This window comes from Sphingobacterium corticibacterium (assembly GCF_004208525.1).
Taxonomy (GTDB): Bacteria; Bacteroidota; Bacteroidia; order Sphingobacteriales; family Sphingobacteriaceae; genus Sphingobacterium; species Sphingobacterium corticibacterium.
The window spans coordinates 302,135-326,897 of sequence record NZ_SGIT01000001.1 but is presented as its reverse complement, the minus strand read 5'-3'; the positions used below and the strand labels follow the sequence as shown (position 1 = coordinate 326,897).

Here is a 24,763-nt window from a genome sequence, read left to right as displayed (position 1 = left end):
TTATTTACTTGATACAGTACCATAGTAGCACAACTATTCGCTTTCCGCAATGCGTTATTGCTTTTTTTAGATTTATTTTAAATAAGAAGCGTCACTCACCGTACAGGCGGTCTATTCGGAAGATATAATCTATTTCCCCCGCTATATGTAGCCCTTTCTCCAGTGTTTGTTCTTTGCTTCGATATAACCAAACATCGTTATTACCTTCACCATCATTGATCGTAATATAAGCGATTTCATCCTCGAGGAGGACACAGGTTCTCGAAGATCCTCGATCTAAAGGCAGGTCTAGCTTGCTTACATGAGCACGATCCAAAAGATCGATTTCATAAAATTCAATATGCGGAAGCAAATAATGTTCTTTATAATCGTTGAATAAGTCTTTACGTTCACTACGGACAAGCGCTTTATTATCTCCCAAGTACCACATCCCGTATGCATGGTTCTGTATTGGAGAGTCTGATATATTATAAAAATAGGCACTATCCAAGTGGTTCTCTCCTTTCTTGATCCGGTATATCGCCGTTGGTTGTTTCGGATTTGCTCCCCGGACAATTCCCGGAGCACTCATAAAATAAAAATTTCCGTCTTCATCTTCGAAGGTATTCTGCTGTGCTGTATTTACATTTCCCGGATAAGTGGAACGTGCATCTTTATCGACACTAAGAAGTTTCATATCTGGGTAAGAGAATCTAGCTACGTATACCGTATCGGCGGAACCATATCCCATTTTCGAATTCGTGTAATGATAGGTATATCCCATCCAGAGTTGGGACTCCCTCCTGTATACAAACCCAACCGACATGTTATCAAACACCCCTTGAGGTGCTTCTATCGCCAACTCACCTATATGTACCTGCATATCACGCACATCGATCTTGGCATAGCTTTTCTTTTTACGGCCAACGCTATGGTTCACAATCAACAGCTGGTTATCATCTAGAAAGCACGCATTATCGGGATAACTAAAGCCCTCGAGATACACAGAGTCCAGCCGCAAGAACTGGTTATCCGTTATTTTACCCTTAATAAGGTATTCCGTTTTGGAATCCACAAAGTAATAGAAACCATTCTGCACCAACATATAGTACCAGATTCTGGCCGGGCGGTCAAGGATTACGCCCTGTTTAGTTGGGTCGATTATACCGGAGTCCACCTGATCGGTCTGCCAAATAAATTGCCGTTCATCGGTTGTCATAAAAAACATGCTATACGCCGGCTTTCCTGTATTTTGAGGAGATTGGCACGAAGTCAGCGACATCAAGCCATACAGCATAGAAAAAAAAACGATAATGCTCACATTATATTTGGACATACCCTTTTCTTTCATATCCTTAAATTCCAAACTGTGCTCGTAAGGAATTCTGCAGTATCGGGGGTAATTCACTCAGCTCTCGTTCACTCTTTACAATGATCTCCCTGTCTTCATTTTCGCTAAGCTCTAAAGCAAAATAGGTTTCTCCCGCGTTGACCACCAACTCTTTCCGATGCTCTATTTTATCATCCGCGTGTGTAGCGGAGAATACAAGTTTCATCGTTTTATTAACCGTTACTTTTACGGTACCACAAAAGTTAATACGTTCCAGGTTATTAATGAAACTGGCTTTGCTATCTTCACCTAAGACCAAATTTACATCATCCTTTATTTTGCCTGATAAAACCGCTTTCCTGCTTATTTTTTCTTCTTGCAATATACGACCGTCTCGTAGTAACCAAACACATAAAAAACTAACAGCCAAGATTGCCGCAGCTCCCCGGTATATTGAACGGAATCGAACTTTATTTATCCGCGGAAGTGATTTTTTTTCCGATTGAGCAATGGTATTTGTTTTTACGGAAGACCAAATCTCCGCTTTTATTACTTTTTTTTGTTCTATTTCCAAAGTTGTAGATAACTCTTCTTCACTATCCGAGTTGAGCCAAGCTTCAACCAATGCTCTTTCTTCATCAGAACAAAGCCCTTGGTGATATTTTGCAATAAGTTCTTTGGAAACATTCATATACTCAAGAATGATAGTTTCTACAAAAATACAAAAATAAATATTGAAATTAAGATAGGTCAGCGTTGTAGTTTCTGTCCAATTTTGTCTTGAGCAGTTTCAGTGCATTTGCCATATGGTATTCTACCGTTCGCTCCGAAATCGTTAATTGACCAGCAATTTCCCGGTTTGTCATTCCTTTCTGATGCTTCATTTGAAAGATTCTTCTGCAATGTAGTGGTAAGCGTTCGACAAGCTTTTCTAACGTTTCTGATAAAGAGCGCTGCATAACCGTATCCTCCGTAATATTCGAATGTGTTTGGGTATACTCTGCCACACATTTTAAATGCTGAGCCCGTAGCTGTTTATTCCGAATATGTTCGAAGACTTTCAACTTAGCAGAACGTAAAAGATAACGTTCATAGGAAGTATTGATCTCTAAACTATGGCGTCGTTCCCATAAGGATTTGAAAATATCTTGCACAAGTTCTTTCGCAACCTCTAAATCGTCGGTGTGTTTGTAACATATGGTAAAAACCTTTTCCCAGTAATTGTTGTATATCTCGGTAAAAGTTGTTTCGTTGATGGTCAACGACGGTGATTCGGCTATTTCAAGCATTTCGATAGTTTCAGCGTGTTGCGGCAAATATAACTATTTATAATTAATCTAAACAATAGTAATAGCTTATTTACCACTGTGCCCGTTCATATTGCACCGGCCAGTCTATTTTTACTTTTAATTCGTGAGCAGCTCTCAGTGGAAAATGTGGATCCCTTAAAAACTCACGGGCTATCATAATTAAATCCGCTTCCTCATTAACCAAAATTGATTCCGCCTGTACAGCATTGGTGATCAATCCCGCCGTGGAGGTCAATGCACCGGTTTCCCGTTTTATTTTTGCGGCAAAAGGTGTTTGATAAGCCGGTCCAACTACTATTTTTTGATGGCTTACCACACCGCCACTGGTCACGTCCATCACGTCTACCCCTTTATTTTTTAAGATTTGTGCGAGTGCAGCGGCATCATCAGGCGTCCATCCACCTTCCGCCCAATCCGAACCCGGAATACGTACAAACAAAGGCTTCTCTCGGGGCAACACCGACTGCACTCCATCCAGCACCTCCAGTAATAAACGAATTCTGTTTTCGAAACTACCACCATACGAATCCCTACGTTGGTTACTCAAGGGTGATAGAAATTGATGAAGTAGATACCCGTGTGAAGCATGAATTTCGATAACATCGAATCCTGCTTTTACCGCCCTTTCGGTAGCAGTTTTGAAATCGTAGACCACTTTTTGAATCCCCTCCATATCCAAAGCAAGAGGTTTGGGGTAATTATCCGCGTAGGGAATTGCTGTGGGAGCGACAGTCTGCCAACCGCCGTCTTCCGGTTTCACTTCATCACGTCCCTTCCACGGAACCATCGTGCTGGCTTTTCGCCCTGCATGCGCCAACTGAATACCGGGAACAGCACCTTGCTGCTTGACAAAAGCATTAATTTGTGCCAGCTTTTCTATCTGCTCGTCTTTCCACAGTCCCAAATCGGAAGATGATATCCTAGCTTCGGGCGAGACACCGGTTGCTTCCACCAAAATCAACGCGGCGCCACCTACAGCAAAACTACCGAGGTGCACCAAATGCCAATCGCTAGCAAAGCCATCCACGGCGGAATATTGACACATCGGTGAAACGATGATTCTGTTTTTTAACGTAACTCCTTTTATAACTATCGGACTGAATAATTTGGACATGCTGTTATTATCTAAACAATAAATTCTGTTGTTTTATTAATGTCCGAAGTTACTGACAAAGGCATTCTTTATCAAGCAGGAATGTGGACAACAAGTCATAAAACAACTTCCGTATATCAGGAGGCAATCTATTCCTACCTATGGCTGGCTTAACCATTCCAATATATTGCGTAACAACCCTACATGATCTTGCGCATCCATATGATTCATTCCTCGTTTTTCACTATTTATACCTTTTAATAACGCCGTAAAAGGAGAAGCATCAGCAAAGATACATACGCGGCCATTGCCACATTTCAATAGGGCTCCATTCGCAAGATTTACACCCGATATATAAGGGATATCGGGCTGGATAGTGTGCTCCATATCCTTCGTCTTTGAAGGCAAATATAGGCGATACGCATCACCCAATATCGAAAAAACTTCCGCTTCTTGTGGAGGAATAAAACCACTCCCAACCCAACATCGCACCTGGTTGATCTTACGTCCTTCCCTATCGGTAACGGCCGAAGGAAGTAAATTTCCTATCTCCCTATTGAACAACTCCGCTTGTCCATCCATACGGTGAGTGACACCATTGATAACATTAAAACCAAATCGTTCTGCCAAACTTCCTACCGCACCGGCACTCGGCATCTCATCTGTAATAATGAACAGACCGCCGCCATCGTCGTGTACCCAGCGATAAAGAGTTTCAATTTCCTCTTCACTATAAATAGATGCATTGGGAAGATCCCAGTCAGAAGGATGGCTTAACGCATTCACCGTTACGAATACGTTAGCCTTCGCTAAATTTTCTGCACTAATAACCGTTTTATGATCTTCAAGTCGATATCCTTCTGCCTTCGCCACATCAGCAAAGCCTTTATATTGTCCGGAAAGCGAAAAAGCATTGTAATGGTGCTGATCGAAGAAGATCAGCGGACCATCCTTTCCCGGAAATAGCGTATGTTCCAGCCGAACCTCAAAGCGCGGATCAGAAACCGATTGCGCCATCAAGAGGACGGGCAGAAAAAACGACATTACTAAAAATTGTATAGTTTTCATGATCTCTATTTTTCTTTAAACCAACGATCATCCTCAAAACACTGCATCGTTACCCCTTTACCTTTCCCTTCGTAGAAGGTTACCGGCATAGCGGCCTCTCGATTTACAAACTCTTGGTCTGTAACACATTCCAACGGTATACGCTTACCATCCCAATCTTGAACCAATACGAGACGCTCGCCATCCCAAACGACATTGATAACGTGGGTATTGTCCCGTTCGAAATAATATTTCCCTATATATTGATTTGCCAATGCAGATGTTAGCGATTTTCTTTGTGTAGGATCGAAATCGACCTTCGTCAAATCCACACGATCCAGAATTTTCACAACAGTAGGTTCTGCAGCATCAAATGCCAATTTATACTGCTCTTCCAGTGACTCAAAGGTCAACTCGCCCGTCCTTTTTAATTGGTAGCGTCGGTCATCCCATACCTGTCGAGCTTGCAGTTCATTACCTTTCACTTCAAATTGGATGTAGGCTACTCTATTCGGAAAGCGGTAAAAGCCTTCAAATTGCTGTAACGAGGTTTGCTTTGCAGAAGGAGCAACCGACGGATTTCGATTACCTATCGCGACCTGCCATCCACATAGCCCTATAAGAGCCACGATTACCCAAAGTTGTTTTTGATTCTTTGTCATATTTATCCTTGTTTTAGTGTATGAGACAAGGATAAGCAACTCGCTATTTACAAGCCTCCGTCTGGATAAATCTGTACTATAAAATTATTATTGTTGTTGCAGATACTGCTTTGGCGTCATGCCAACTACCTGTTTAAAGGCCATATAAAAGGTAGTTTTAGAATTAAATCCTGACCGAATAAAGATTTCCTGAATAGTATAATTGTTTCGTGTATTTTCTGCCAGCAACTGTTGTGCATGACGAATACGGTAGGCATTTATGAACTGGTAGAAATTTAGGTCGACACCAGTGTTCAGTACATACGAAAGCTCATGAACAGACAATCCAATTTTATCGGCCAATAGTGGCAACGTTAATGTGGGGTCCAAATAAGGTTTATCATTATCCATTACGTTAAGCAGTCTTTCCCTAAAAAATCCCACCTGTTCTGCTGTCAGCCGCTCCTTGTCCTTACACATTACCGCTTCCTTTATAACGGGTACCTGCTTATCTATGAGCTGATAAATTGCCGTCTGCGATAATGCATAATAACTAAAAAACAGGATACCTAGCAGATACAACCCATCTACCATTGGCGATAGCACAGGTACAAAACGGACAACCAGCGATAAAACACCCAACAGGAGTATCCCCCACCAGATATTAAGTACCCATTGCAGATCCACACCATGGAAGTCAGCGGAAATTTTTTTCAGTAATGCACGATGTTTGCGTAACAGTACATACGTCCAAATACCATAGACGAAGAGCTGAATATACAAAAAATAACGTATCGCGTAGACCAAGAAATCAGGTAATACATAGCCACCTGGAAGCAACGGGATAAGTAATAAAGTCGGAATAAAGTGAAGAAAATATTTGTAAGGCGACTGATCCGGAGAGATATACAGATTTATAGCGACAAAAAAACCAGGTAATATTGCCCATCTGCCGCATTCCAAAAACGATAACAGCATCCCATTCCCATGCAGATTAAGCACCTCTAGCAAAAATTGAATAAACACACTTGCCAGAAAAAAACTACAGATTCCGAGAAACAGATTAGCCTTTTTGTTGACTTTCGGCAGGTTGAAAAACAATAGAAAAGATAGCAGCCATAAACTACCACCACACAATCCATACATTAAAACTTTGTATACCATACGTGTTTTATAATCTGTTAAAGATAAGCGGTTCGCGTGAGATATTTAGCCATCTGTATCCAGACGGACCACAATAAAAACGCCCGAGGTTACACACCTCGAGCGTTGAATTATAAATAAAATGACAAGCGCTAAAGCTAGTCTATTCATGTCAAGAGCTGAGCCGCTTCGTCATCCACTAGAAAAACGAGGCTTCCCGTAGCCGGTTTTAAAAGTTGAGATGGATACAATTCCGGATTGCTCTCTCCCTGCAAAACCTCCCGTAAGGCCTTGGCCTTTTTCTCTCCAAAGGCAATCACTACGATTTGGTCCGCCTTATTGATAAACGGAGCCGTCAGCGTAATCCGATACATATCCTGTGGCACCAAAAAATAGGCATCCACCCATTTATCTTTTTCATGGAGTACTTCCGTACCTGGAAACAACGATGCCGTATGTCCATCATCTCCCATTCCCAAAAAAATAAAATCGAGCCGTGCACTATCTCCTAATTTCTCCCGTAAGATTTGCTCGTAAGTCTGCGCATAATCTGCTGCATCTACACCTACTTTATACATCGGAAAAATGTTGGATCCTGGAATAGGAACGTGATTAAGCAGCGTTTCGTAAGACATCTTTGCATTACTCAAATTGTCGTCGAGCGGCACCCATCTTTCGTCGCCCCAAAACACGAACACCTTATTCCAATCCACCTGTGATTTATAGGCTTCGGTAGCTAATAATTTATGCAAATCAACGGGAGAAGAACCTCCAGTCAATGCCACAGAAAAAAATCCCTTTTCATCTATATTTTTTTTTGCCGCGTCGACAAACAGCTGTGCCGCTGTTTCAAAAATTTGTGCTTTACTTTTAAACTGTTTTACCATTATTCCTCCTTTAAACTTCCATTATTGTTTATAACCAACGATGTCCTTGTCTGCTCAACAATTCATCAGCTGCTTCTGGCCCCCAGCTTCCCGCAGGGTAAGTGTGCATCGGCGAATACGTTCCGTTTTCCCATTCTTCCTGAATCGTAGCGATAATATCCCAAGCTTCCTCTACCTGATCCGATCGCATAAACAACGTCGAGTCTCCATCGAGCGCATCTATCAGCAAGGTTTCGTATGCTTCCGGGCTATCTGGCGCACTCTCAAAATAATCAAACACCATTTCAACAGGGTTTAACGTCATATCCAGGCCGGGCTTTTTCGCCATAAACGATAAGCGAATATCCATTTCAGGTTGGATATTGATCGTCAATTGATTCCGTTGTAACCTATCCGTACCATTTACAAATGTTTTGTTTGGCACTTCCTTAAAGTTTACAATCACACAGGATTTCTTCTGTGCCATACTTTTGCCGGTACGCATATAGAAAGGTACCCCTTGCCACCTCGGATTATCAATATAAAACTTCATGGCTACAAATGTCTCCGTATTCGAATTAGAATCTACTCCTGGTTCCTGTCTGTAAGCCTTTTTTGCCTTTCCATTTATTTCACCATCTGTATATTGTGCACGAACAGTGTAATGATTGATATCTTCCGGTTTGATCCGGCGTACGGTTTTTAGTATTTCCGCCTTTTTATCCCGAACTAAAGAAGACTCAAATTCAACTGGAGCGTCCATAGCAACCATACAGAGAATCTGTAAGAGATGGTTTTGAATCATATCACGCAGTGCACCGGAATGGTCGTAATATCCGCCCCGATCTTCCACCCCCACCTGTTCAGCCACGGTTATCTGAACTGATTCAATATGCCGATTGCTCCACAGCGGTTCAAAAACCGTATTTGCAAAGCGAAAAGCCAGAATATTCTGTACGGTTTCCTTGCCCAGGTAATGGTCAATGCGATAAATCTGTTCTTCTTGAAAATTTTGATTTAATAGTTGATTCAGGGCAACTGCAGAAGCCTTGTCATAACCGAAAGGCTTTTCGATGATAATGCGGTCTTTTTTGACTTCGTCGGCCATACCAGCCTTCTTTAAGCTAGACGATACGGAATCGATAAAATTAGGCGCTACCGATAGATAAAAAAGACGGTTTGCGCGGTTGTCGCAAGTTACATCGAATGCAGTCAGTTTTTCGTTCAGATGAAGGAATGAATTTTCATCCGTGATATCAAAATTTAAAAAGGTAATTTTTTCGCTAAAACTCGTCCACTGTTCTTCCGTGAACTGCTTATTGCGTGAAAACTCCTTTAAATTTTCCAGGACATATGCCCGAAATCCCTCTTGATCGAACGGTTTTCTACCCAAAGCAATGATTTGGAAATGCACAGGCATCCATTCATCAATGAATAAATTAAAAAAAGCCGGGAACAATTTCCTTTTCGCGAGATCACCTGTTCCACCAAATACCACAATGGATGTTGGTGCTGTTGTTCTGTCGTGTGTCATCTTACGGTCGCTAAAATTTAGTCCCAGTGGGCATGAAAAAACCTAAATCCAATCTAGCTACAGCGAAATCGTTGTCTGCGATTCCAAAATTGTATTTAATCATTTTTTTAAATTAGTTAAATATGGAAGTCCAAATATATTGAAACTTGTATGCTATTATGCAAAAATTCTTTTTTTTACCCATATTTGACCAATATTAAAAGCTATATGCTATACTTCCAAGCACGTTTCGGGACATCATGGGATTGACTGTAGACCATCCCTTGAAATACGTTTCGTCCGTCAGATTATTCGCTTTCACAGCCAGCTCGTAATTTTTATAACGATAAGATACACTCGCATTAACCAAGGTATAAGCCGGAACAGTAAATGCGCCTGTAGGTAGACTGTTCGTAATCAGGTTTTTCCCAGCGTGGTTAACCCCCGCTCCAATACCTACACCATGCAATAGCCCTCGCCTAATTGTATAATTCGCCCAGAAATTAAATAAGTTCTTTGGACCGGCCTCCGTTGGACGCAGATCATTAACGTTTGCATCTGCTTTCGTCAGCTTGCTGCTGTTGTTGCTATAGCTCAAAATAACGTCCAAACCTTCCATCGGAGCAGCTGTCAGATCAAATTCAAACCCACGGCTCAAACGTGTTCCATCCTGTACCGTAATATTATAGAACTCGCCATCACGTTCAATGGACTCCGGTCTGGTAATATTGCTGACCGAAATATCATAATAACTTGCTGTCAATCCAACCCGGTCATTAAATAAATTAAACTTCACCCCCGCTTCCCATTGTTCGGCTTGCTGTGGTTTGAAATCACCCGAGACATCCGGTAAAGGTTGTACTATCGGTGCCACATTTTTGAATCCATTCTGATAATTACCGAAGAACGATATCCGATCTTTCATAAGCTCGTACACGATCCCTGCCCGTGGCGAGAAAGCAGTCTGACTATATCCACCTGTCGTTGTGTCCGCATCAAAATTATACGTTCCTTTGTTATCAAAGTAATCCACACGTAGTGCGAGATGGACATGAAGAGCAGGTGTCACATCCAACACATTGGACACATAACCTCCCAACACGCCGTTCCGGCTACGGTTATTTGTTTCAGCACCATTGGAGGCAGCGATAGCTTGATCGATGAATGCCGCATTGAATTTGTAGTAGTCCGGATCATCATAGGACGTATTTATTTTATCTACCAAAACGTAGGGCGAGTTGTGTGTTACCGCCTGCTGGAAGAGATAATCAATACCGATCAACGTACGGTTACGCATTGTTCCGATCCGGTAATCCCCCACAAAATTCTGCTGTGCATTGAAGACTTTCGCCACATAATCCTGATCTCCGGCATAACGGCTGATCAACGTATCGTTGCCTGGTTCCAGGTACATCACATATTGGAAATAACCATCAGATTTCCGTTGATTGAAACTGACCGTCGTATTGGATGTCCAGCGGTCATCCAGACGATAGTTTACGTTTCCACGAATATTGGCGACCGGATTCTTAAATGTCACATCGTTATGCGTATACGATTTATCGAAATCAAATTGCAGCTCGGATGGTGTACGTGCAAAAAGGTCGCGACTTCTATTTAGAAATACCATCAAGGGGTTGGTCGCTTTACTTTGGTAAATTTCAGCATCAAGCTGAATATCCAAACGCTCATTAGCCCGATAAAGCAAAGACGGAGCAATAAAGAAAGAGCGTTTAAATCCGGCATCCTGAAAAGTACCCGTGCTGGTAAAGGCTGTATTTACACGTCCTAACCATTTATGATCCTTCGAAAGCGGACCGTATACATCTGCCGTTACCCGATGTTGGTCAAAAGATCCAAAAATATAATTTACACGTCCACCAAGTGTATCCAAAGGCTTTTTCGTCACATTATTGATCAAACCACCAAAGCCGATAGCCGTCCCGCCATACAATGAACCGGAGGGTCCCTTAATCACCTCAATTGTTTCCAGATTTATTGGATCAGGACTTGCGCTCGCTATGTTCACTACACCATTGACCATTGCTGCTTGCGTTGTAAATCCACGTAATGTATAATAAGACGATCCATCTCCCGGGCGACCGGTCGCACCCCACAGCTGGTCCACACCAGAAACATTCGCCAAGGCATCGTCAAAACTTGTATTTACCTGGCTCTGCAACAGCTCCTTCGTAATAACAGCGTACGACTGTGGATTCTCTAGATTGCGTAAAGGCATCTTGGCCACATAGGGACTAGTTTTCCGCGTATACGTATTCCGTATCCCATAAATATTGATTTCCTCCAAAGAGGCACGATTTTCCGTTAAGTAAATTGTCGGAATTTGCAATCGACCACCTGGGCGAATATAGATTTCACGGGATAATGGCTTTATGCCTACCGCAGATATCGCAAGCATATATCTTCCCGTATCGATATCGTTGAACGTATAATTTCCCTTTGCATCGGTATAGGAGGATTTTCCCAGACCATTTATATTGACCGTGATACCAGCAGCAGGTTGGCTATCCGCAGATAGAATTTTCCCGTATATTTTTACTTTTTGTTGAGCATACAATAGCGTATGGGCAAGAACACATACAGCAATTAAGATTTTTCGCATAATAAATCAGAATAATTATTTAGAACAATTAAAAATTTTGCTAATTTAGACTTATTCTAGACAACAAACAAATCAATATCAAATTTCGTATATAAAAAGCAATTTGGATCATTATATGAAAGCTAAAAAAATACGACAATGAATGAATTTACACTTGGGAAGTTATTACTTTTAATTATCTTTCGAGGCAATTCAAGACATTCACTATGGTTACGACACTCGCTGTTATCTCTACAATCTTCATTCTTTTAAGTGTATTGCCGTTTATCCAACATCAGCATTGGTTATTCCGCGTAGCCGAATTTATCAAAATACAGCTCGTTATCCTACAAATTATTGCCTTCGGCATAACGATGATATATGTAGAGGATAGTATCTGGCTTTGGATAGTTCAAACCGTCCAGTTCATACTGATTGTCTACCATATCTACATCTTAATGCGGTACACCAAATTCTGGAAAAAACAAAAGCCTTCCAAAACATCATCTAGTTCCGATAAAATAAACATCATTTCCTGCAACATCTATCAATTCAACAGCGAATACCATCGCTTTATCGAACTGATCGAGAAGGAGCAGCCAGACATTTTTGTTACGATGGAGAGTAACGCTGATTGGGAAAAAGCATTGCAGCCCCTAGAAAAGGACTATCCCTATCAAAAGAAGGTGCCTTTGGAGAATACCTATGGGATGCATCTTTACACGAAATTAAAGGTTCACAATATACAGACCCATTATTTCGTTGCGGACGACGTACCCAGTATAGAAGCTGAACTCGAAACAAACGATGGCCATCGATTTATTTTCTTTGCAGTACACCCACCCCCACCAAGCCCAACGGAGGAAGATAATTCCAAAGAAAGGGACGGCGATTTGCTAGCAGTAGCGAAAAAAGTGAGAGACTATGCATTACCCGTTGTGGTCACGGGCGATTTCAATAATGTCGCATGGGCAAGATCCTCGATTTTGTTTAAGAAAACCAGTGAACTTATCGACGCACGTATTGGAAGGGGCATACTATCAACCTTTCATGCCAAATACTGGTTTTTTCGGGTTCCGTTAGACTTATTATTTCACAGTACAACGATAATAATAGATAAGCTATTTATTTATCCATCCGTCGGTTCCGATCACTTTCCAATAGGCTGCACTTTCCACATTGACCTCGAATCAGACGATCAGGAAGAAGAAGTAAAGCATCTCGAAAACGGAGAAATGCAGGAGGTTGACGAACTTATTGCTGACGGAAAAGCAGAAGAAAGCGAAAACCGTTAGACGCCATGGGAATAAAAAGTCATACACTTATGTGGCGTAATAAAAGTTTTGTAAGTAGATGATCTCCGAGACAGCCACTTTCTGCCATTATATGGACTGCTGACGTTATCCTTCGCACCAAAAACAACTTGCTGACGAAGACATAAAAAACACTGATGGGAAAACTACACCATATCAATACAGCTATTTGGAAAGATTCTAAATAAAATGTACTTTTGCGCGTATATATTACTACGCTGCTCGAGACCACGGATTTTTATGTCAGAGAAAGAAAAGAATCTTCTAAAAAAATTGACGCAAGGAGACACGAATGCATTTGCTACGCTCTTTCACGCCCACTGGCAAACAGTGTACAATATGTCTTATAAATATACGTTAAGCCACTCCGATGCAGAAGACATTAGCCAGGAAGTCTTTCAACGTATTTGGGAAAAAAGAAAATCCATTATTATTCATAAGACATTCGAAAATTACATTGTCCGTACAACCAAAAACCACATTATTAATCATTTTCGAGCAAAGGACATTAAGAGGCAACATGAAAAGATAGCCACACAATTAGTCGAACAGGCTACTCCATTTGTCGATACACCACCATTGAGAAGTGTCGAAAGTAAATATCAGCAACTCGTCGCCCTACTTCCACCACGTTCGCAGGAAATTTATATTAGAAAGTACGAAAAACATCTCACAAATGAGGACTTAGCCACCGAAATGGGACTGAGTATAAAGACCGTGGAATACCATTTACAGCGAGCGCATAAAATGATGAGAGAAGAGATCAAAAAAAGCACCATATATTTTTAAATTTCCATTAGGGTTTTTCTTCCGGCACGTGTCTATACTAAGCAAATAAAGGTAACAGTCACGATATGGAAGAAAATGATATCACGCCCGAACTGCTTCGGGAATATGCAAAAGGCACATGTAGCGAAGCAGAACGGATACAAGTTGAGAAATGGTTAGAATTGGAGAATCCGGAAGAACCAATTCCAGCTTTTTCGGAGGATATCAATAAAGCTGCGCTCGCATCCCGTCTTTGGGAGGCCGTAGCTCCCGTACCGCGGCGATCTAAAAACCGTCAGGTATGGATATGGCCGGCCGCTGCTATTTTGCTCATCGTTCCTTTTCTATCCCTATTCCTTCAACAATCCGTAGAGGATACAGGCCGGATAAACCTACAGACACTGGAGGTCGGTCCTGGCCAAAAATTGACAGCTAAACTTCCCGATGGCAGCCAAGTTCAGCTGAATAGCGAAAGCCGCATTTGGTATAGTATATCCGACAAACAGCGCATTGTCGTCTTGGAAGGAGAAGCATTGTTTGACGTTGCGCCAGACAGTCTTCATCCCTTCTATGTAAAAACGGCCTACGGGAAAGTTCGCGTTTTAGGCACTTCTTTCGCGGTCAGATCGTATCCTCACCATAGCCACACACGAGTTGACGTACGCTCTGGAAAGGTCGCGTGTTCACCTAAGAACAAGACAGCGGCCCAGGTTCTCACAAAAGGTGAGTCTATATCTTTCGATAAAATAAATGCCCGTGAGAAAACACGTATAGCGACGACACAAATTGCCCCATGGTCGTCGAATATTCTTGTTTTTGATCAAGAATCGCTTCCTGAAGTATGTCGTAAAATAGAACGATGGTTCGGCGTAGCAATACACATAGAATCTTCAAAGGACCGTCAACAAGCCAACTTTCGTTCACGCTTTGACAACCCCAGTTTAAAACAGGTTATCGAAAGTTTATGCTACAGTCTCCAATTACGTTATCGTATCGAAGAACAAAACATATATATATTTCCATAACACATGACCTCAAACCGTTCATCTATTTCAAACCATGATCCGCCTATCGCGCGGTTATTAAAAGATAAGAATCCGGCACCCCATCGCCAAACGTTGTGCCGGAAACATGATTAACAACTTTATTAGCTATTAACTTTATACAAAAATATGCAAACCACAACAAAACATATCAGCATTATTCTTTTTATACTCATTTTTTCATTGCAATGCCCATTGCTGGCATACAGCCAAACCGATGTCCTAAAAGAACGAGTTACGTTAAATCTTAGCAATAGTACAATTGAAGACCTTATCCAAGCATTGGAGCAACGTCTGGGTATCCATTTTTCCTATCTATCCACGCAGTTCGATCCTCAACGAAAAATCGACGTTCGGATCGTGGACAAGCCTTTAGAAGAAGTTTTAGCCGAAGTATTACAACTTACGCCCGCGAACTACCGGGTCGACGGTCGTCAAATCAGTATACGGTCAGGCGCACAACAATCCGCCTCCCTTCGAGGTTATATCACTACACAGGATGGCTTACCAGCACCCCATACAACGGTGCGGATACGCGATGGGCAGTCAACGATGGCGAATGCACAGGGCTATTACGCTATTGAAGGAGCTACACCAGGACAACATCTTTTAGAAGTAAAATTGCTCGGGACAGATTTGCAGACCCATAGGGTAAATCTGAAAGAAGGAGAAAACAAACAGCATTTCATACTGTCTTATACCTCGCATCATCTTTCTGAGGTACTCGTTGTTGGAAACAAATACGAAATAAGCTCAAAAAAACAGAGCGAAGACGTCGCACGTATCGCATTACCTTACTTGGAAAACCCACAAGTATATAGCGTTATCGATAAAGAATTGATTAAAGAACAATCCGCCATAACCTTAGACGAAGCTTTCCGCAATGTCCCGGGTGCAGCTCCCTCCAAAACCGGAGCCGGCATGCCTGCTTTCTTTTCCCGTGGTTTTCAGACCTCAGAGAATTTTAGAAACGGGATGGCCACCTATCTGCGTACCGGTATTGACCTGGCAAATGTGGAGCGAGTAGAAGCGATCAAGGGTCCGAATTCCACCTTCTTTGGAGCGCAGATGACCTCTTTCGGCGGTATCATCAACTATATTACAAAAAAACCATATGAAACCTTCGGCGGCGAGGTTGCCTACAGTACGGGTAGCTGGAATTTCAATCGGATTACCGCTGACCTCAACACCCCATTAGGTAAGGAAAAAGACGTGCTGTTCCGTGTAAACATAGCACGTCAACAGGAAAATTCATTTCAATACCAAGGTGGCAACAATTCCATGCTTATCGCACCGAGCCTCCATTACCATGTAAACGACCGCTTAGCACTGTCACTCGATGCAGACTATTCCAGCCAGAAAGGTATTACACCCGCCGGATGGTTTATATCCGGTACGCTAGCGGAAAGGAGTTTTAACGATCTAAACCTATCCTATAAAGAATCCCTCAACGACAACTCTTTGACAAGCCAACAACAATCGGGTAACGTTCTCTTTCAAGCCAACTACAAAATATCCGACAATTGGGCTTCAGAGACAAAATATGCTTGGGGGAACGGCGCCTATGACGACCTCTACATCTTCGATTTGATCTGGCGCACGCGAGATTCTGTCGATCGGATTCTGCGGGCATTCAGCGATGAGCAAACCGCACGACATAATCTTCAACAGAATTTCAAAGGTAATTTTCGTATAGGTTCACTACTTAACATAGCCGTTATCGGCCTAGATTGGGTCCAAAATCATCGCTATACACGCTACGACGGCTTAGGTTACGGGCAAAAGGTTTTTGAATCCGTAGACCTTAACCAGCTTTCAGAAGCCCCTGTTATCCGGATCGAAGACGTTCAGCATATCTTGTCGCAACGCAATACAGGCTATAACCAAACTACACAGAAAACACTCGGAGCCTATATAGCCGACGTCATTTCGATTGCCGATAGGTTGCATCTATCCCTTGGTCTCCGTTTTGACCGTTTCATCAACGACGGTACCTATAACACGTTGAGCAGAGCAACCACAGGCTCATACACACAGAACACTTTATCACCCAGACTAGGTTTCTCTTATGAATTGCTCCCGGAAAGGCTGTCCTTTTTCGGAAACTACATGAATGGATTCAAGAATATAGGCAACCAAATACAGCCCGATCAAAGCATATCCGTATTCAAAGCACAGCGTGCCAATCAATTAGAAGCCGGTACAAAGATCGCTTTCGGAAAAATATTAAACGCCACCCTGACCTATTACGATATACAGGTATCGAATAGTGTTATGAATCGTGTCGTGGATAATATGAACTTTTACTTTCAAGAGGGTGAGCAAAAAAGCCAAGGCTTTGAAGCCGAGCTGATGAGTAATCCGTTGCCGGGATTCAATATACTGACCAGCTACGCCTATAACCATAATAAATTTAGAAAAGCTAACGCAAACGTCGAGGGTAAACGCGCCCTAGGCACCCCCGAACATGTCGTGAATGCGTGGGCTACTTACGCTCTTCTAACCGGCAGTTTAAAAGGTTTAGGCATCGGAGGTGGATATACGTATGTGTCAGACGCCTTTCTCGATGCCTCCAACCAATTTATCTTAGATGGCTATCATCTGCTGGATGCTACCTTATATTACAACCATCCAAAATTCCGATTAAGCATAAAAGGCAACAATCTTCTGGATGTACAATACTGGGTAAGCGACGGGTATTATGCGCGTCCGCAACGTCCTGGAAATTTTCTGGCTAGTATAACCTATCGGTTTTAATCGGTATCGCATTAAGCTTTAAAATAAAATCGCGCGTACACATTTATGTACGCGCGATTAGTAATTTTTAAATTTATTCTATGCCAATCCATCTGAAATGGCATCCCATAATGCGATACGCTTGCGCAATGCATTCTTTGCTACCTCCCTCATTTCTTCCCATTTGGATTCGTCATCTCCACCGAGCTCGCGTATCATTTCCATGGCTAGCGGTCCGTGCTCATCGCCATCTAATTCGATATGCCGTTGGAAATAATATGCCAATGGCTTCATATCTACTTCAGGAAACTGCTGCTGCAACTCACGTAATATAGACGTGAACATATCTGGGATTAAATCTTCCCGTCCGAAGGTAAACGCGGAAGCGATCTCATGTACTTTTCCATTCGCGATAGTGTCAAAGGTAAATCGAAGGAAATCCTTCACCCGGTTATCTACTGTCAGTGTATCGATTGCCATACCGATTTCGGTTCCAGCCTGTACACGCTGTACAAAAGACTGGATGTCCGTTGTGTCTGCACCGATGTGCTGCATAGCGTCAAGGTACATTTCGTAATGGCTTAAGCGGCGTCCATCCAACCACTCATCAGATTCCTCTGCTAACACAATTTCATTGATCAGATAGCGCGTGTTGGTGTGATCACTCGGATACCAAGGCGTTTGCACACAAGTAAGCTGTGCCTGTAGAGCTTTTAACAACGACATAAAATCCCACACGGCATATACGTGCCCTTGCGTAAACTCGCGCAACCGCACCATATTATTTATTTTGTTATACAGCGGATGCTGTAATAATACCGCTTGCTCTTCTAGTATATACTGAGTAATCTCCTGCGTTTTATCCATTTTGCAAAAATACATCCTGGTTTCCTATCGCGAAAGCTCTCCCTACGGCAGAACAAAATTATGATGCAAACATTACAAAGGCTTATCCTATAAAGACCTAAAAAAATTAGATTTCAGCAGAACCTAGATCAAAATCATACCGATAAACCGGACAGTTATTATTGCTTTCGCCTTATCTTCTGCCGTTGCTATAAAAAACAAGCGACCATCCACCATTACGCCGTCAGGTTAATCCTGATGGTATTGCAAGCCCGATGCTGCATTGCTACCTGTCAGATTAAAAAGCAAATTGTGTAATAAAATTTCAACAGTCAAAAAAAATAAAAATTCTTATAGTAGACTTCAAATGTATTTACGTATTAACTAGAAACAGGAATAGAAATTCCTACATAAATAACATAGGCATGGGTCAAGATCTAGAGACACTTTTACAAAAGTATACACATTCAACGATCAACAACGATGAGTATAAATTGCTTAAAGAGATGTTAAAAGACGCATCTGATAAGCAAATAGAAGACGTATTATCTGTACTTTGGGACACCTATGAAAATAACGGTTCAACGCCTCCGGGAAATTTTGAAGCATTGGCGGGTAAATTAGGCATAAGAAAGGAAAAGCGAATCCGACCAATTTTCATACAGCTTGCGAAGATAGCAGCTATTTTCATCCTATTCCTTTTTGCTGGCTATTACTTGTTGAAAATTAATAACCAAGATATCTTCTTGCACAACAGTTCCATGCTTGTTGAAGTTAAAAGTGGAGAAAAAGCAGAAATAGTATTACCTGACGGATCAAAGGTTTTCCTAAATGCTGCCTCCACCCTCTCCTATGCGCCGGATTTCGGCCGTACAACTCGAGAAGTAACCATAAAAGGAGAAGCTTATCTTGAAGTCGCCAAAGACGAGCATAAACCTTTTCTGGTGCAGACAGAATCCATAGAGATCGAAGTGCTAGGCACAAAATTCAATGTAAATGCCTACGACGATCTAAACACAATAGAGACCACGTTATTGGAGGGCAGTGTTCGGCTCAGAACAAAAGGAAAAGAACCACTTTCAACCGTAATGACGCCTTATCATAAGGTCATATACGACAAAGAAAAACACAAGCTCTCCGCTAAACAAACCAATACGGAATTTGAAACAGCATGGACTCGAGGAGAACTCGTTCTTCGCTCGTCTAACTTACAAGAAGTAATGAAAAAATTAGAAAAGCGTTACGGGGTAACTATCGAAATTATCGGAGATTCTTCTCATCTAGGCTCGTTTACCGGAAGCTTCAAAGAGGATAATGTCTATAAGGTACTCGATATCCTAAGCCTTCATTACAACTTCACCATCCAACAATCACAGGAAAAAATAAACATACGGCTTCGCTAATCAAGCCGTTCCATAAAAATTATCAAACTCTGTTAAAAAAAATGAAACATTAACAACGCTAACAAAGAAACACCGTACACATTTTAAAGAACTGCATTTGAAAGTGCGGCTCAAAATCAAGATTTATAAATACGTGAATCTTAAACTTAAATTACATAGATAACCATATGATTTTAGATTATTTTAAAAAAAATAATACGTTTCGTGTATTATTTGTATTATTCGTACACACATTTGTGTCATTAACTTACGACGATGTTTTCGCGCAACAGCAAGAAACCGTTACACTAACAGTAACAAATCAAAACCTTCAATCCGTATTGGATGCTGTTGAGGAAAAAACGGTTTACCGCTTTAACTACCGAGATCAGATCCTCCCCCGAACAAACAATGTAACCATCCAGGCAGAGGACATGAAAATTGAGGATTTTCTAAAAAAGATTCTAACGAATGCGGCGTTGACATATCGTAGAAACGGAAACATGTTTTCGATTATATCCAGGGGTACTACAGCAGCAACGAAAAGTCAACTGTCTGATATTACCGTAAAAGGCGTAGTACTGGGCGAAAACAGACAACCTCTCAGCGGTGCGTCGATAACAGTCAAAGGTACATCGCAATCTACAGTTAGTGATGAGCGAGGTCATTTCTCGCTCTCCTGCCCACCCCAATCTACCTTAGTCGTTTCTCATATAGGGCACGTATCACAAGAAGTGTCACTAAGTGGCATAGAAGAGGTAAATATTATTCTTGTACCAAACGACCAAATATTGGATGAGGTCGTGATCGTCGGTTACGGCACGCAGAAGCGATCGAATGTAACCGGGTCAGTCGCCTCTCTACGACCGGCTGATTTCAATGACTTAAATATGAATGCCACCAATGCTATACAAGGTCGGGTAGCTGGCGTAAATGTATCCAACGGAAATATTATTATTAGAGGAGCTGCATCTGTAAATGGATCAGATCCACTATGGATTGTCGATGGCGTTCCAGGAACAGCTCCAAACATGAATGATGTAGAATCGTTGGAAATACTGAAAGATGCTGCTTCAACCGCCATTTATGGTGCACAGGGAGCTGGTGGCGTGATCCTTGTTACGACCAAACGTGGAAGAGCAGGTAAGCCCGTGGTAAACGCACGTTATAACGCAGGCGTAGCGTTACCGATAGATATCCCTAAGCTATTGGAAACACCCGATTATATCGATAGAAAATTAGCAGCGGGATTTACCAACAATCCGGATGCCGGATGGGACGATCCCTCTTCCCTACCCAATACCGACTGGGAGGAATACGTCTGGAGAAATGCTGCCGTTACACAGAATGTGTTCGTGCAAGCTACCGGTGGGAGCGAACACACGAACTATAATACTTCTGGTGAATTTGTTCGCAATCAGCGCATCGAGCAAGGATCGCACGACATGGCCGGAAACCTTCGATTTTCTTCACAAACAAAATTTAGCAATCGATTTAAAATGACCGAGATCCTAACGCTAGGTTTCACCGATAGAGCGCCCAGTGTATTTGGCGATGCAACATCCAGCAAAATCTATTACAGGCAAGTCCCTACGATGACACCTTACGACCCAACGAACGTCGCGGGCGGAGGCTGGGGAATGCAGCCTCCAGGAGGTTATTATGAGGGGCCTAATCCAGCAGCAATCATCGGCTCTAATCACTACAACCAACGCGGATACAACGGCGGTGCCAATGTCATCTTTGATTGGGAGATTATCGACGGTCTCGCTTTGCAAACCACCCTAACCGGACGCTACAACTCGTCTGCGAGCAACTGGTTTCAAGAATACTGGAATACCGGAAATATCAGTCAAGAACAACGCTACACCAAGGATTATGGGGAAGAGTTTCACTTGCGGATGCTCCACACGCTAACCTACAGCAAGACATTTGCCGAGAAGCACAATTTCAAAATATTGGCCGGCTATGAAGCCTCAAAAACAGAATCTTCCAGTGCCGGAGGTTGGAAAACCGGTTTCAGTGTAGAACCGGTGGAAGATATGAGTCTGGGCTCTGGTGCTACAGAAGCTTTGGGAGGTAAAGGGTTGCGCCGCAGTCTATCCCAATTCGCCCGTTTAAATTACGCCTACGAAGACAAATACCTTTTTGAAACGAGCATTCGTCGGGACGGTTATGACAATTTTGGTGCCGAGAATCGTTTCGGATTATTTCCCTCCGCTTCAGCAGGTTGGAATATAGCCGAGGAGTCGTTTATAAAAAACAGCGCACAGATGCAGTGGCTAAATCAATTGAAGCTAAGAGGAAGCTTGGGACGAATAGGGAACAATACCATTCCTCAATTCCTCTATGAACCAGCTTACACCAGTAATTACCTATATTACGCATACAACAACTTAGTAACAAGTCGCGGATTCTGGTTTTCAAATATTCCAAACGCCGCGATTAAGTGGGAAGATGTTATGCAGTGGAACGTTGGTCTCGATGCCGGTTTTTTACAGAATCGTTTGCAGACTACCGTAGAATACTACCATAAGAACACCACCGATATGCTTTACACGATCGCTGCTCCTCCTTCATCAGGCGCCTATAACAGTGATATTTTTGCGCTTTCGCCCAGTTATGTCGCCAATATCGGTGAAATCAGCAACAAAGGTTTCGAACTCATGGTACAATGGAAAGATGCCATCCAAGATTTCAAATACGACATTGCCTTTACCCTATCGACGAATGATAATAAGGTGATTAAACTGAGTGATCAAGTAAACCCACTCATTTGGACAGGGAATTCTACCGCTATAAACAGTTCAATTTATCGGACAGAGAATGGCTTCCCTATGGGGCAAATGTACGGGTATATAGTCGATGGAATTTTCCAGCATCAAGCGGATGTTGATCAGTTAAATATCGGATCGCCAGACGGTGTATACCAAACAACCGGCACAGCACCTGGTGATTTCAAATACCGGGATCTCGACGGCGACAATAAAATTACCGTCGACGATCGCACCTATATCGGAAACCCGTGGCCAAAAGCAATCTACGGCATGAACATCAATCTAAAATGGAAAGGGTTCGATTTTTCTATGGCGTGGCTCGCACACACCGGGATGGATATATTCAACAGCACCAAGGCCTATGAAAGAAATTTCTTTGGAGATTTTAACACAACTTATAAAGTCTATGATGCCTGGACACCCGAAAATACACAGACCGAACATCCTCGCGTTACCCAGACTGACCCAAATAATAATTTTAGAAACGTATCATCGTATTTCGTAGAAGATGGTTCTTTTCTTAAATTGAACAATCTACATTTCGGATACAATATCCCAAAGAAAGTCCTCTCCCCACTTGGTGTCCAAGGCCTTAAAGTTTACGTAAACTGCGATAATATCATGACACTAACCCGCTTTCAAGGAGATCCCGAGATTGGTGGCGGATACCTCGCGCGTAATCACTATACTGAAAAACGTTATCCGAATACACGTTCTATCATCGCTGGTTTAAACCTTACTTTTTAATCTGCTTATCATGAAAAAAACAATATCCATCATACTAACCGCTATTTTAATTTGGGGCTGTTCAAACGATTTCCTGGACGTCTCGAATCCCTCCCGCCTCTCTCCCGCAGTCTTTCCGAAGTCCGTAGCGGACATGGAGCAGGTCGTTACCGCTATTTACGGCCAATTGACCCAACAGGGGCTCTACGGGAAGCGGATCTTTGCCAAAGGCACGTTCGTAACCGACCATACCGTGGATATGTCGTGGACGGCAGACGCTTACTGGAATCAACTGGCAACGAACCAGATAACACCAGACAACACGTATGTATCGACGCTATGGTTCGCTTTTTATAAAGTCATCAACTGTGCCAATACCGTGCTCTTAGAAGCTGGTAGAATTAATACAGCTGGCTTCTCGCCAGAAGATATAAAGCGATTAAGCCAGATGAGGGGCGAAGCGTTGTTTTGGCGAGGTTGGGCACACCAGCATTTAGTAGCCCTTTGGGGGGAAGGATTTGCAGCGAATGGCGACGGAGGCAAACAAGGTATTCCGCTTCGACTGGAAGTGGCTTCCAGCCCTGAAAAGCTCAATATTCCACGTAATACCGTTGATGAAGTTTATGATCAGATTCTATTAGACTACACGGAGGCTATAGACTTGTTACCCGTTAGCTGGAATGATAGTGAAAATTTCCCCCGCCCGACATCCTTTGCTGTAAAAAGCTTTGTGGGGCAATTGAACCTGTTCAAAGGCGATTTAGCTGCGGCCAAAATAGCATTAAAAGATGTAATCGATAACGCCGGCAAGGAACTCGTTTCATTTGCGGACTATAAAGATATGTTTAACGAAAAACAGATCAAATTCAACAGTGAATCTATTTTAGAGATCAACTTTAGAAATGGGAATTCGGGCGCTAATTTCTGGAATAGCGAAGGTTCACAGCACGCGCTGCTTGCTGCGTTGTGTTTCGAAAATGCCGCCGGAAATGTGGAGTCCGCAGGATGGGGCAATATCTTCTTCCACGATTCCAACATCGAACGCTTTGGTTCAGATCCTCGCTTACACGTAGCCGCCCTCCAGCCTGGTACACCCGTGACCATGCGCGGTGCCCATACTGTCGTTATGAAATATAAAGATATTGAAAGCAGTTATCAAGGCTGGAGCCTGGGAAAATATATCCCACGAAACGCGCGGGTCGGCGACAACCCTTACGTTGGCAATAGTGTTGGAATCAACATGTATCTCATGCGATTAGCAGATGTTTATCTGTTATATGCAGAGGCCAACCTAGCCGACAATGAAAGCATTGCACGGGAATACATCAATAAAGTCCGTCGGCGCGCACACAGTTTACCTGTACACGCAGCTGCACCGCAAGTGGATATCGCCTCCGGTGGAACACAGCTACGGGATGATTTACGAGAAGAACGCTTCAAAGAGTTCTGTGGAGAAGGTGTACAGCATTGGGTAGACGTATGTCGTTGGAAAACCCTCGATCAGGAAATCAACACCTGGTATACGAAGACCCGTGTCGGAACACCGACCTATAATACACAAGATCTATACTATCCTATCCCCATGGCGGAATTGGAAAGTAACCCAAACATGAATCCAAGTACAGGTTATTAACATATACACCAACAA

18 protein-coding genes are annotated in these 24,763 nt (G+C 42.5%); 7 read left to right on the top strand and 11 right to left on the bottom strand.

The features are described 5' to 3' along the window. Positions 1-91: 91 nt before the first annotated feature. The 10 genes from EWE74_RS01395 to EWE74_RS01350 all read right to left on the bottom strand — a co-directional run bounded on the left by EWE74_RS01395 (position 92) and on the right by EWE74_RS01350 (position 11,545). On the bottom strand, positions 92-1,330 hold the full coding sequence (locus tag EWE74_RS01395; protein ID WP_130139756.1) for a DUF4374 domain-containing protein: 1,239 nt from the start codon (positions 1,328-1,330) through the stop codon (positions 92-94). A gap of 4 nt (positions 1,331-1,334) precedes the next feature. Continuing rightward, the gene (locus EWE74_RS01390; RefSeq protein ID WP_130139755.1) at positions 1,335-2,000 is read right to left on the bottom strand and encodes a hypothetical protein; all 666 of its coding nucleotides are present in this window, start codon (positions 1,998-2,000) and stop codon (positions 1,335-1,337) included. Between the two features lie 49 nt (positions 2,001-2,049). Further along, a complete protein-coding gene (locus tag EWE74_RS01385; RefSeq protein WP_130139754.1) occupies positions 2,050-2,598 on the bottom strand; it encodes an RNA polymerase sigma-70 factor in 549 nt (182 codons plus the stop codon). Between the two features lie 70 nt (positions 2,599-2,668). Further along, positions 2,669-3,733: an NADH:flavin oxidoreductase/NADH oxidase gene (locus EWE74_RS01380; RefSeq protein ID WP_130139753.1), complete on the bottom strand. Its 1,065-nt coding sequence runs from the start codon at positions 3,731-3,733 to the stop codon at positions 2,669-2,671. A gap of 138 nt (positions 3,734-3,871) precedes the next feature. Next, positions 3,872-4,780, bottom strand: a complete 909-nt coding sequence (locus EWE74_RS01375; protein WP_130139752.1) for a hypothetical protein — start codon at positions 4,778-4,780, stop codon at positions 3,872-3,874. Between the two features lie 5 nt (positions 4,781-4,785). Beyond that, entirely contained in the window at positions 4,786-5,421 is a 636-nt protein-coding gene (locus EWE74_RS01370) for a hypothetical protein (protein WP_130139751.1), read from the bottom strand. 87 nt (positions 5,422-5,508) lie between these two features. Next, a complete protein-coding gene (locus EWE74_RS01365) occupies positions 5,509-6,564 on the bottom strand; it encodes a helix-turn-helix domain-containing protein (protein WP_130139750.1) in 1,056 nt (351 codons plus the stop codon). Between the two features lie 146 nt (positions 6,565-6,710). Beyond that, positions 6,711-7,430, bottom strand: coding sequence for a 6-phosphogluconolactonase (pgl, locus tag EWE74_RS01360; protein WP_130139749.1), 720 nt, complete (start codon positions 7,428-7,430; stop codon positions 6,711-6,713). Between the two features lie 28 nt (positions 7,431-7,458). After that, positions 7,459-8,943 (bottom strand): glucose-6-phosphate dehydrogenase, encoded by a 1,485-nt coding sequence (gene zwf / locus EWE74_RS01355; RefSeq protein ID WP_130139748.1) that lies wholly within the window; start codon positions 8,941-8,943, stop codon positions 7,459-7,461. A 196-nt stretch (positions 8,944-9,139) separates the two neighbouring features. Continuing rightward, positions 9,140-11,545, bottom strand: a complete 2,406-nt coding sequence (locus tag EWE74_RS01350; protein ID WP_130139747.1) for a TonB-dependent receptor — start codon at positions 11,543-11,545, stop codon at positions 9,140-9,142. A 206-nt stretch (positions 11,546-11,751) separates the two neighbouring features. Here EWE74_RS01350 and EWE74_RS01345 point away from each other — a divergent pair, with 206 nt between their 5' ends. From EWE74_RS01345 to EWE74_RS01330, 4 genes are all read left to right on the top strand, one after another. After that, positions 11,752-12,819, top strand: a complete 1,068-nt coding sequence (locus EWE74_RS01345) for an endonuclease/exonuclease/phosphatase family protein (protein WP_130139746.1) — start codon at positions 11,752-11,754, stop codon at positions 12,817-12,819. A gap of 258 nt (positions 12,820-13,077) precedes the next feature. Further along, positions 13,078-13,626 carry an RNA polymerase sigma factor gene (locus EWE74_RS01340; RefSeq protein ID WP_165384619.1) on the top strand — a complete coding sequence of 183 codons (549 nt, stop codon included), beginning with the start codon at positions 13,078-13,080 and terminating at the stop codon, positions 13,624-13,626. A 65-nt stretch (positions 13,627-13,691) separates the two neighbouring features. Continuing rightward, the gene (locus EWE74_RS01335) at positions 13,692-14,630 is read left to right on the top strand and encodes a FecR family protein (protein WP_130139744.1); all 939 of its coding nucleotides are present in this window, start codon (positions 13,692-13,694) and stop codon (positions 14,628-14,630) included. A 147-nt stretch (positions 14,631-14,777) separates the two neighbouring features. Next, positions 14,778-17,405, top strand: coding sequence for a TonB-dependent siderophore receptor (locus tag EWE74_RS01330; protein ID WP_130139743.1), 2,628 nt, complete (start codon positions 14,778-14,780; stop codon positions 17,403-17,405). A gap of 78 nt (positions 17,406-17,483) precedes the next feature. On the opposite strand, the gene EWE74_RS01325 is transcribed toward EWE74_RS01330, so the two are convergent. Beyond that, positions 17,484-18,251 (bottom strand): DUF3050 domain-containing protein, encoded by a 768-nt coding sequence (locus tag EWE74_RS01325; RefSeq protein WP_130139742.1) that lies wholly within the window; start codon positions 18,249-18,251, stop codon positions 17,484-17,486. 404 nt (positions 18,252-18,655) lie between these two features. Between EWE74_RS01325 and EWE74_RS01320 the strand changes: the two genes are divergently transcribed. From EWE74_RS01320 to EWE74_RS01310, 3 genes are all read left to right on the top strand, one after another. Continuing rightward, complete coding sequence (locus EWE74_RS01320) at positions 18,656-19,633, top strand: FecR family protein (RefSeq protein WP_130139741.1); 978 nt, start codon at positions 18,656-18,658, stop codon at positions 19,631-19,633. Between the two features lie 167 nt (positions 19,634-19,800). Next, positions 19,801-23,136, top strand: a complete 3,336-nt coding sequence (locus tag EWE74_RS01315; RefSeq protein WP_130139740.1) for a SusC/RagA family TonB-linked outer membrane protein — start codon at positions 19,801-19,803, stop codon at positions 23,134-23,136. A gap of 10 nt (positions 23,137-23,146) precedes the next feature. After that, positions 23,147-24,748, top strand: coding sequence for a RagB/SusD family nutrient uptake outer membrane protein (locus EWE74_RS01310; protein WP_130139739.1), 1,602 nt, complete (start codon positions 23,147-23,149; stop codon positions 24,746-24,748). The last annotated feature ends 15 nt before the right edge of the window (positions 24,749-24,763 follow it).

What these genes read in the sequence shown, in the direction of transcription:
- EWE74_RS01395 (WP_130139756.1), bottom strand. Translation starts at nt 1,330, where the DNA reads ATGAAAGAAAAGGGTATGTCCAAATATAATGTGAGCATTATCGTTTTT.
- EWE74_RS01390 (WP_130139755.1), bottom strand. Translation starts at nt 2,000, where the DNA reads ATGAATGTTTCCAAAGAACTTATTGCAAAATATCACCAAGGGCTTTGT.
- EWE74_RS01385 (WP_130139754.1), bottom strand. Translation starts at nt 2,598, where the DNA reads ATGCTTGAAATAGCCGAATCACCGTCGTTGACCATCAACGAAACAACT.
- EWE74_RS01380 (WP_130139753.1), bottom strand. Translation starts at nt 3,733, where the DNA reads ATGTCCAAATTATTCAGTCCGATAGTTATAAAAGGAGTTACGTTAAAA.
- EWE74_RS01375 (WP_130139752.1), bottom strand. Translation starts at nt 4,780, where the DNA reads ATGAAAACTATACAATTTTTAGTAATGTCGTTTTTTCTGCCCGTCCTC.
- EWE74_RS01370 (WP_130139751.1), bottom strand. Translation starts at nt 5,421, where the DNA reads ATGACAAAGAATCAAAAACAACTTTGGGTAATCGTGGCTCTTATAGGG.
- EWE74_RS01365 (WP_130139750.1), bottom strand. Translation starts at nt 6,564, where the DNA reads ATGGTATACAAAGTTTTAATGTATGGATTGTGTGGTGGTAGTTTATGG.
- pgl (WP_130139749.1), bottom strand. Translation starts at nt 7,430, where the DNA reads ATGGTAAAACAGTTTAAAAGTAAAGCACAAATTTTTGAAACAGCGGCA.
- zwf (WP_130139748.1), bottom strand. Translation starts at nt 8,943, where the DNA reads ATGACACACGACAGAACAACAGCACCAACATCCATTGTGGTATTTGGT.
- EWE74_RS01350 (WP_130139747.1), bottom strand. Translation starts at nt 11,545, where the DNA reads ATGCGAAAAATCTTAATTGCTGTATGTGTTCTTGCCCATACGCTATTG.
- EWE74_RS01345 (WP_130139746.1), top strand. Translation starts at nt 11,752, where the DNA reads ATGGTTACGACACTCGCTGTTATCTCTACAATCTTCATTCTTTTAAGT.
- EWE74_RS01340 (WP_165384619.1), top strand. Translation starts at nt 13,078, where the DNA reads ATGTCAGAGAAAGAAAAGAATCTTCTAAAAAAATTGACGCAAGGAGAC.
- EWE74_RS01335 (WP_130139744.1), top strand. Translation starts at nt 13,692, where the DNA reads ATGGAAGAAAATGATATCACGCCCGAACTGCTTCGGGAATATGCAAAA.
- EWE74_RS01330 (WP_130139743.1), top strand. Translation starts at nt 14,778, where the DNA reads ATGCAAACCACAACAAAACATATCAGCATTATTCTTTTTATACTCATT.
- EWE74_RS01325 (WP_130139742.1), bottom strand. Translation starts at nt 18,251, where the DNA reads ATGGATAAAACGCAGGAGATTACTCAGTATATACTAGAAGAGCAAGCG.
- EWE74_RS01320 (WP_130139741.1), top strand. Translation starts at nt 18,656, where the DNA reads ATGGGTCAAGATCTAGAGACACTTTTACAAAAGTATACACATTCAACG.
- EWE74_RS01315 (WP_130139740.1), top strand. Translation starts at nt 19,801, where the DNA reads ATGATTTTAGATTATTTTAAAAAAAATAATACGTTTCGTGTATTATTT.
- EWE74_RS01310 (WP_130139739.1), top strand. Translation starts at nt 23,147, where the DNA reads ATGAAAAAAACAATATCCATCATACTAACCGCTATTTTAATTTGGGGC.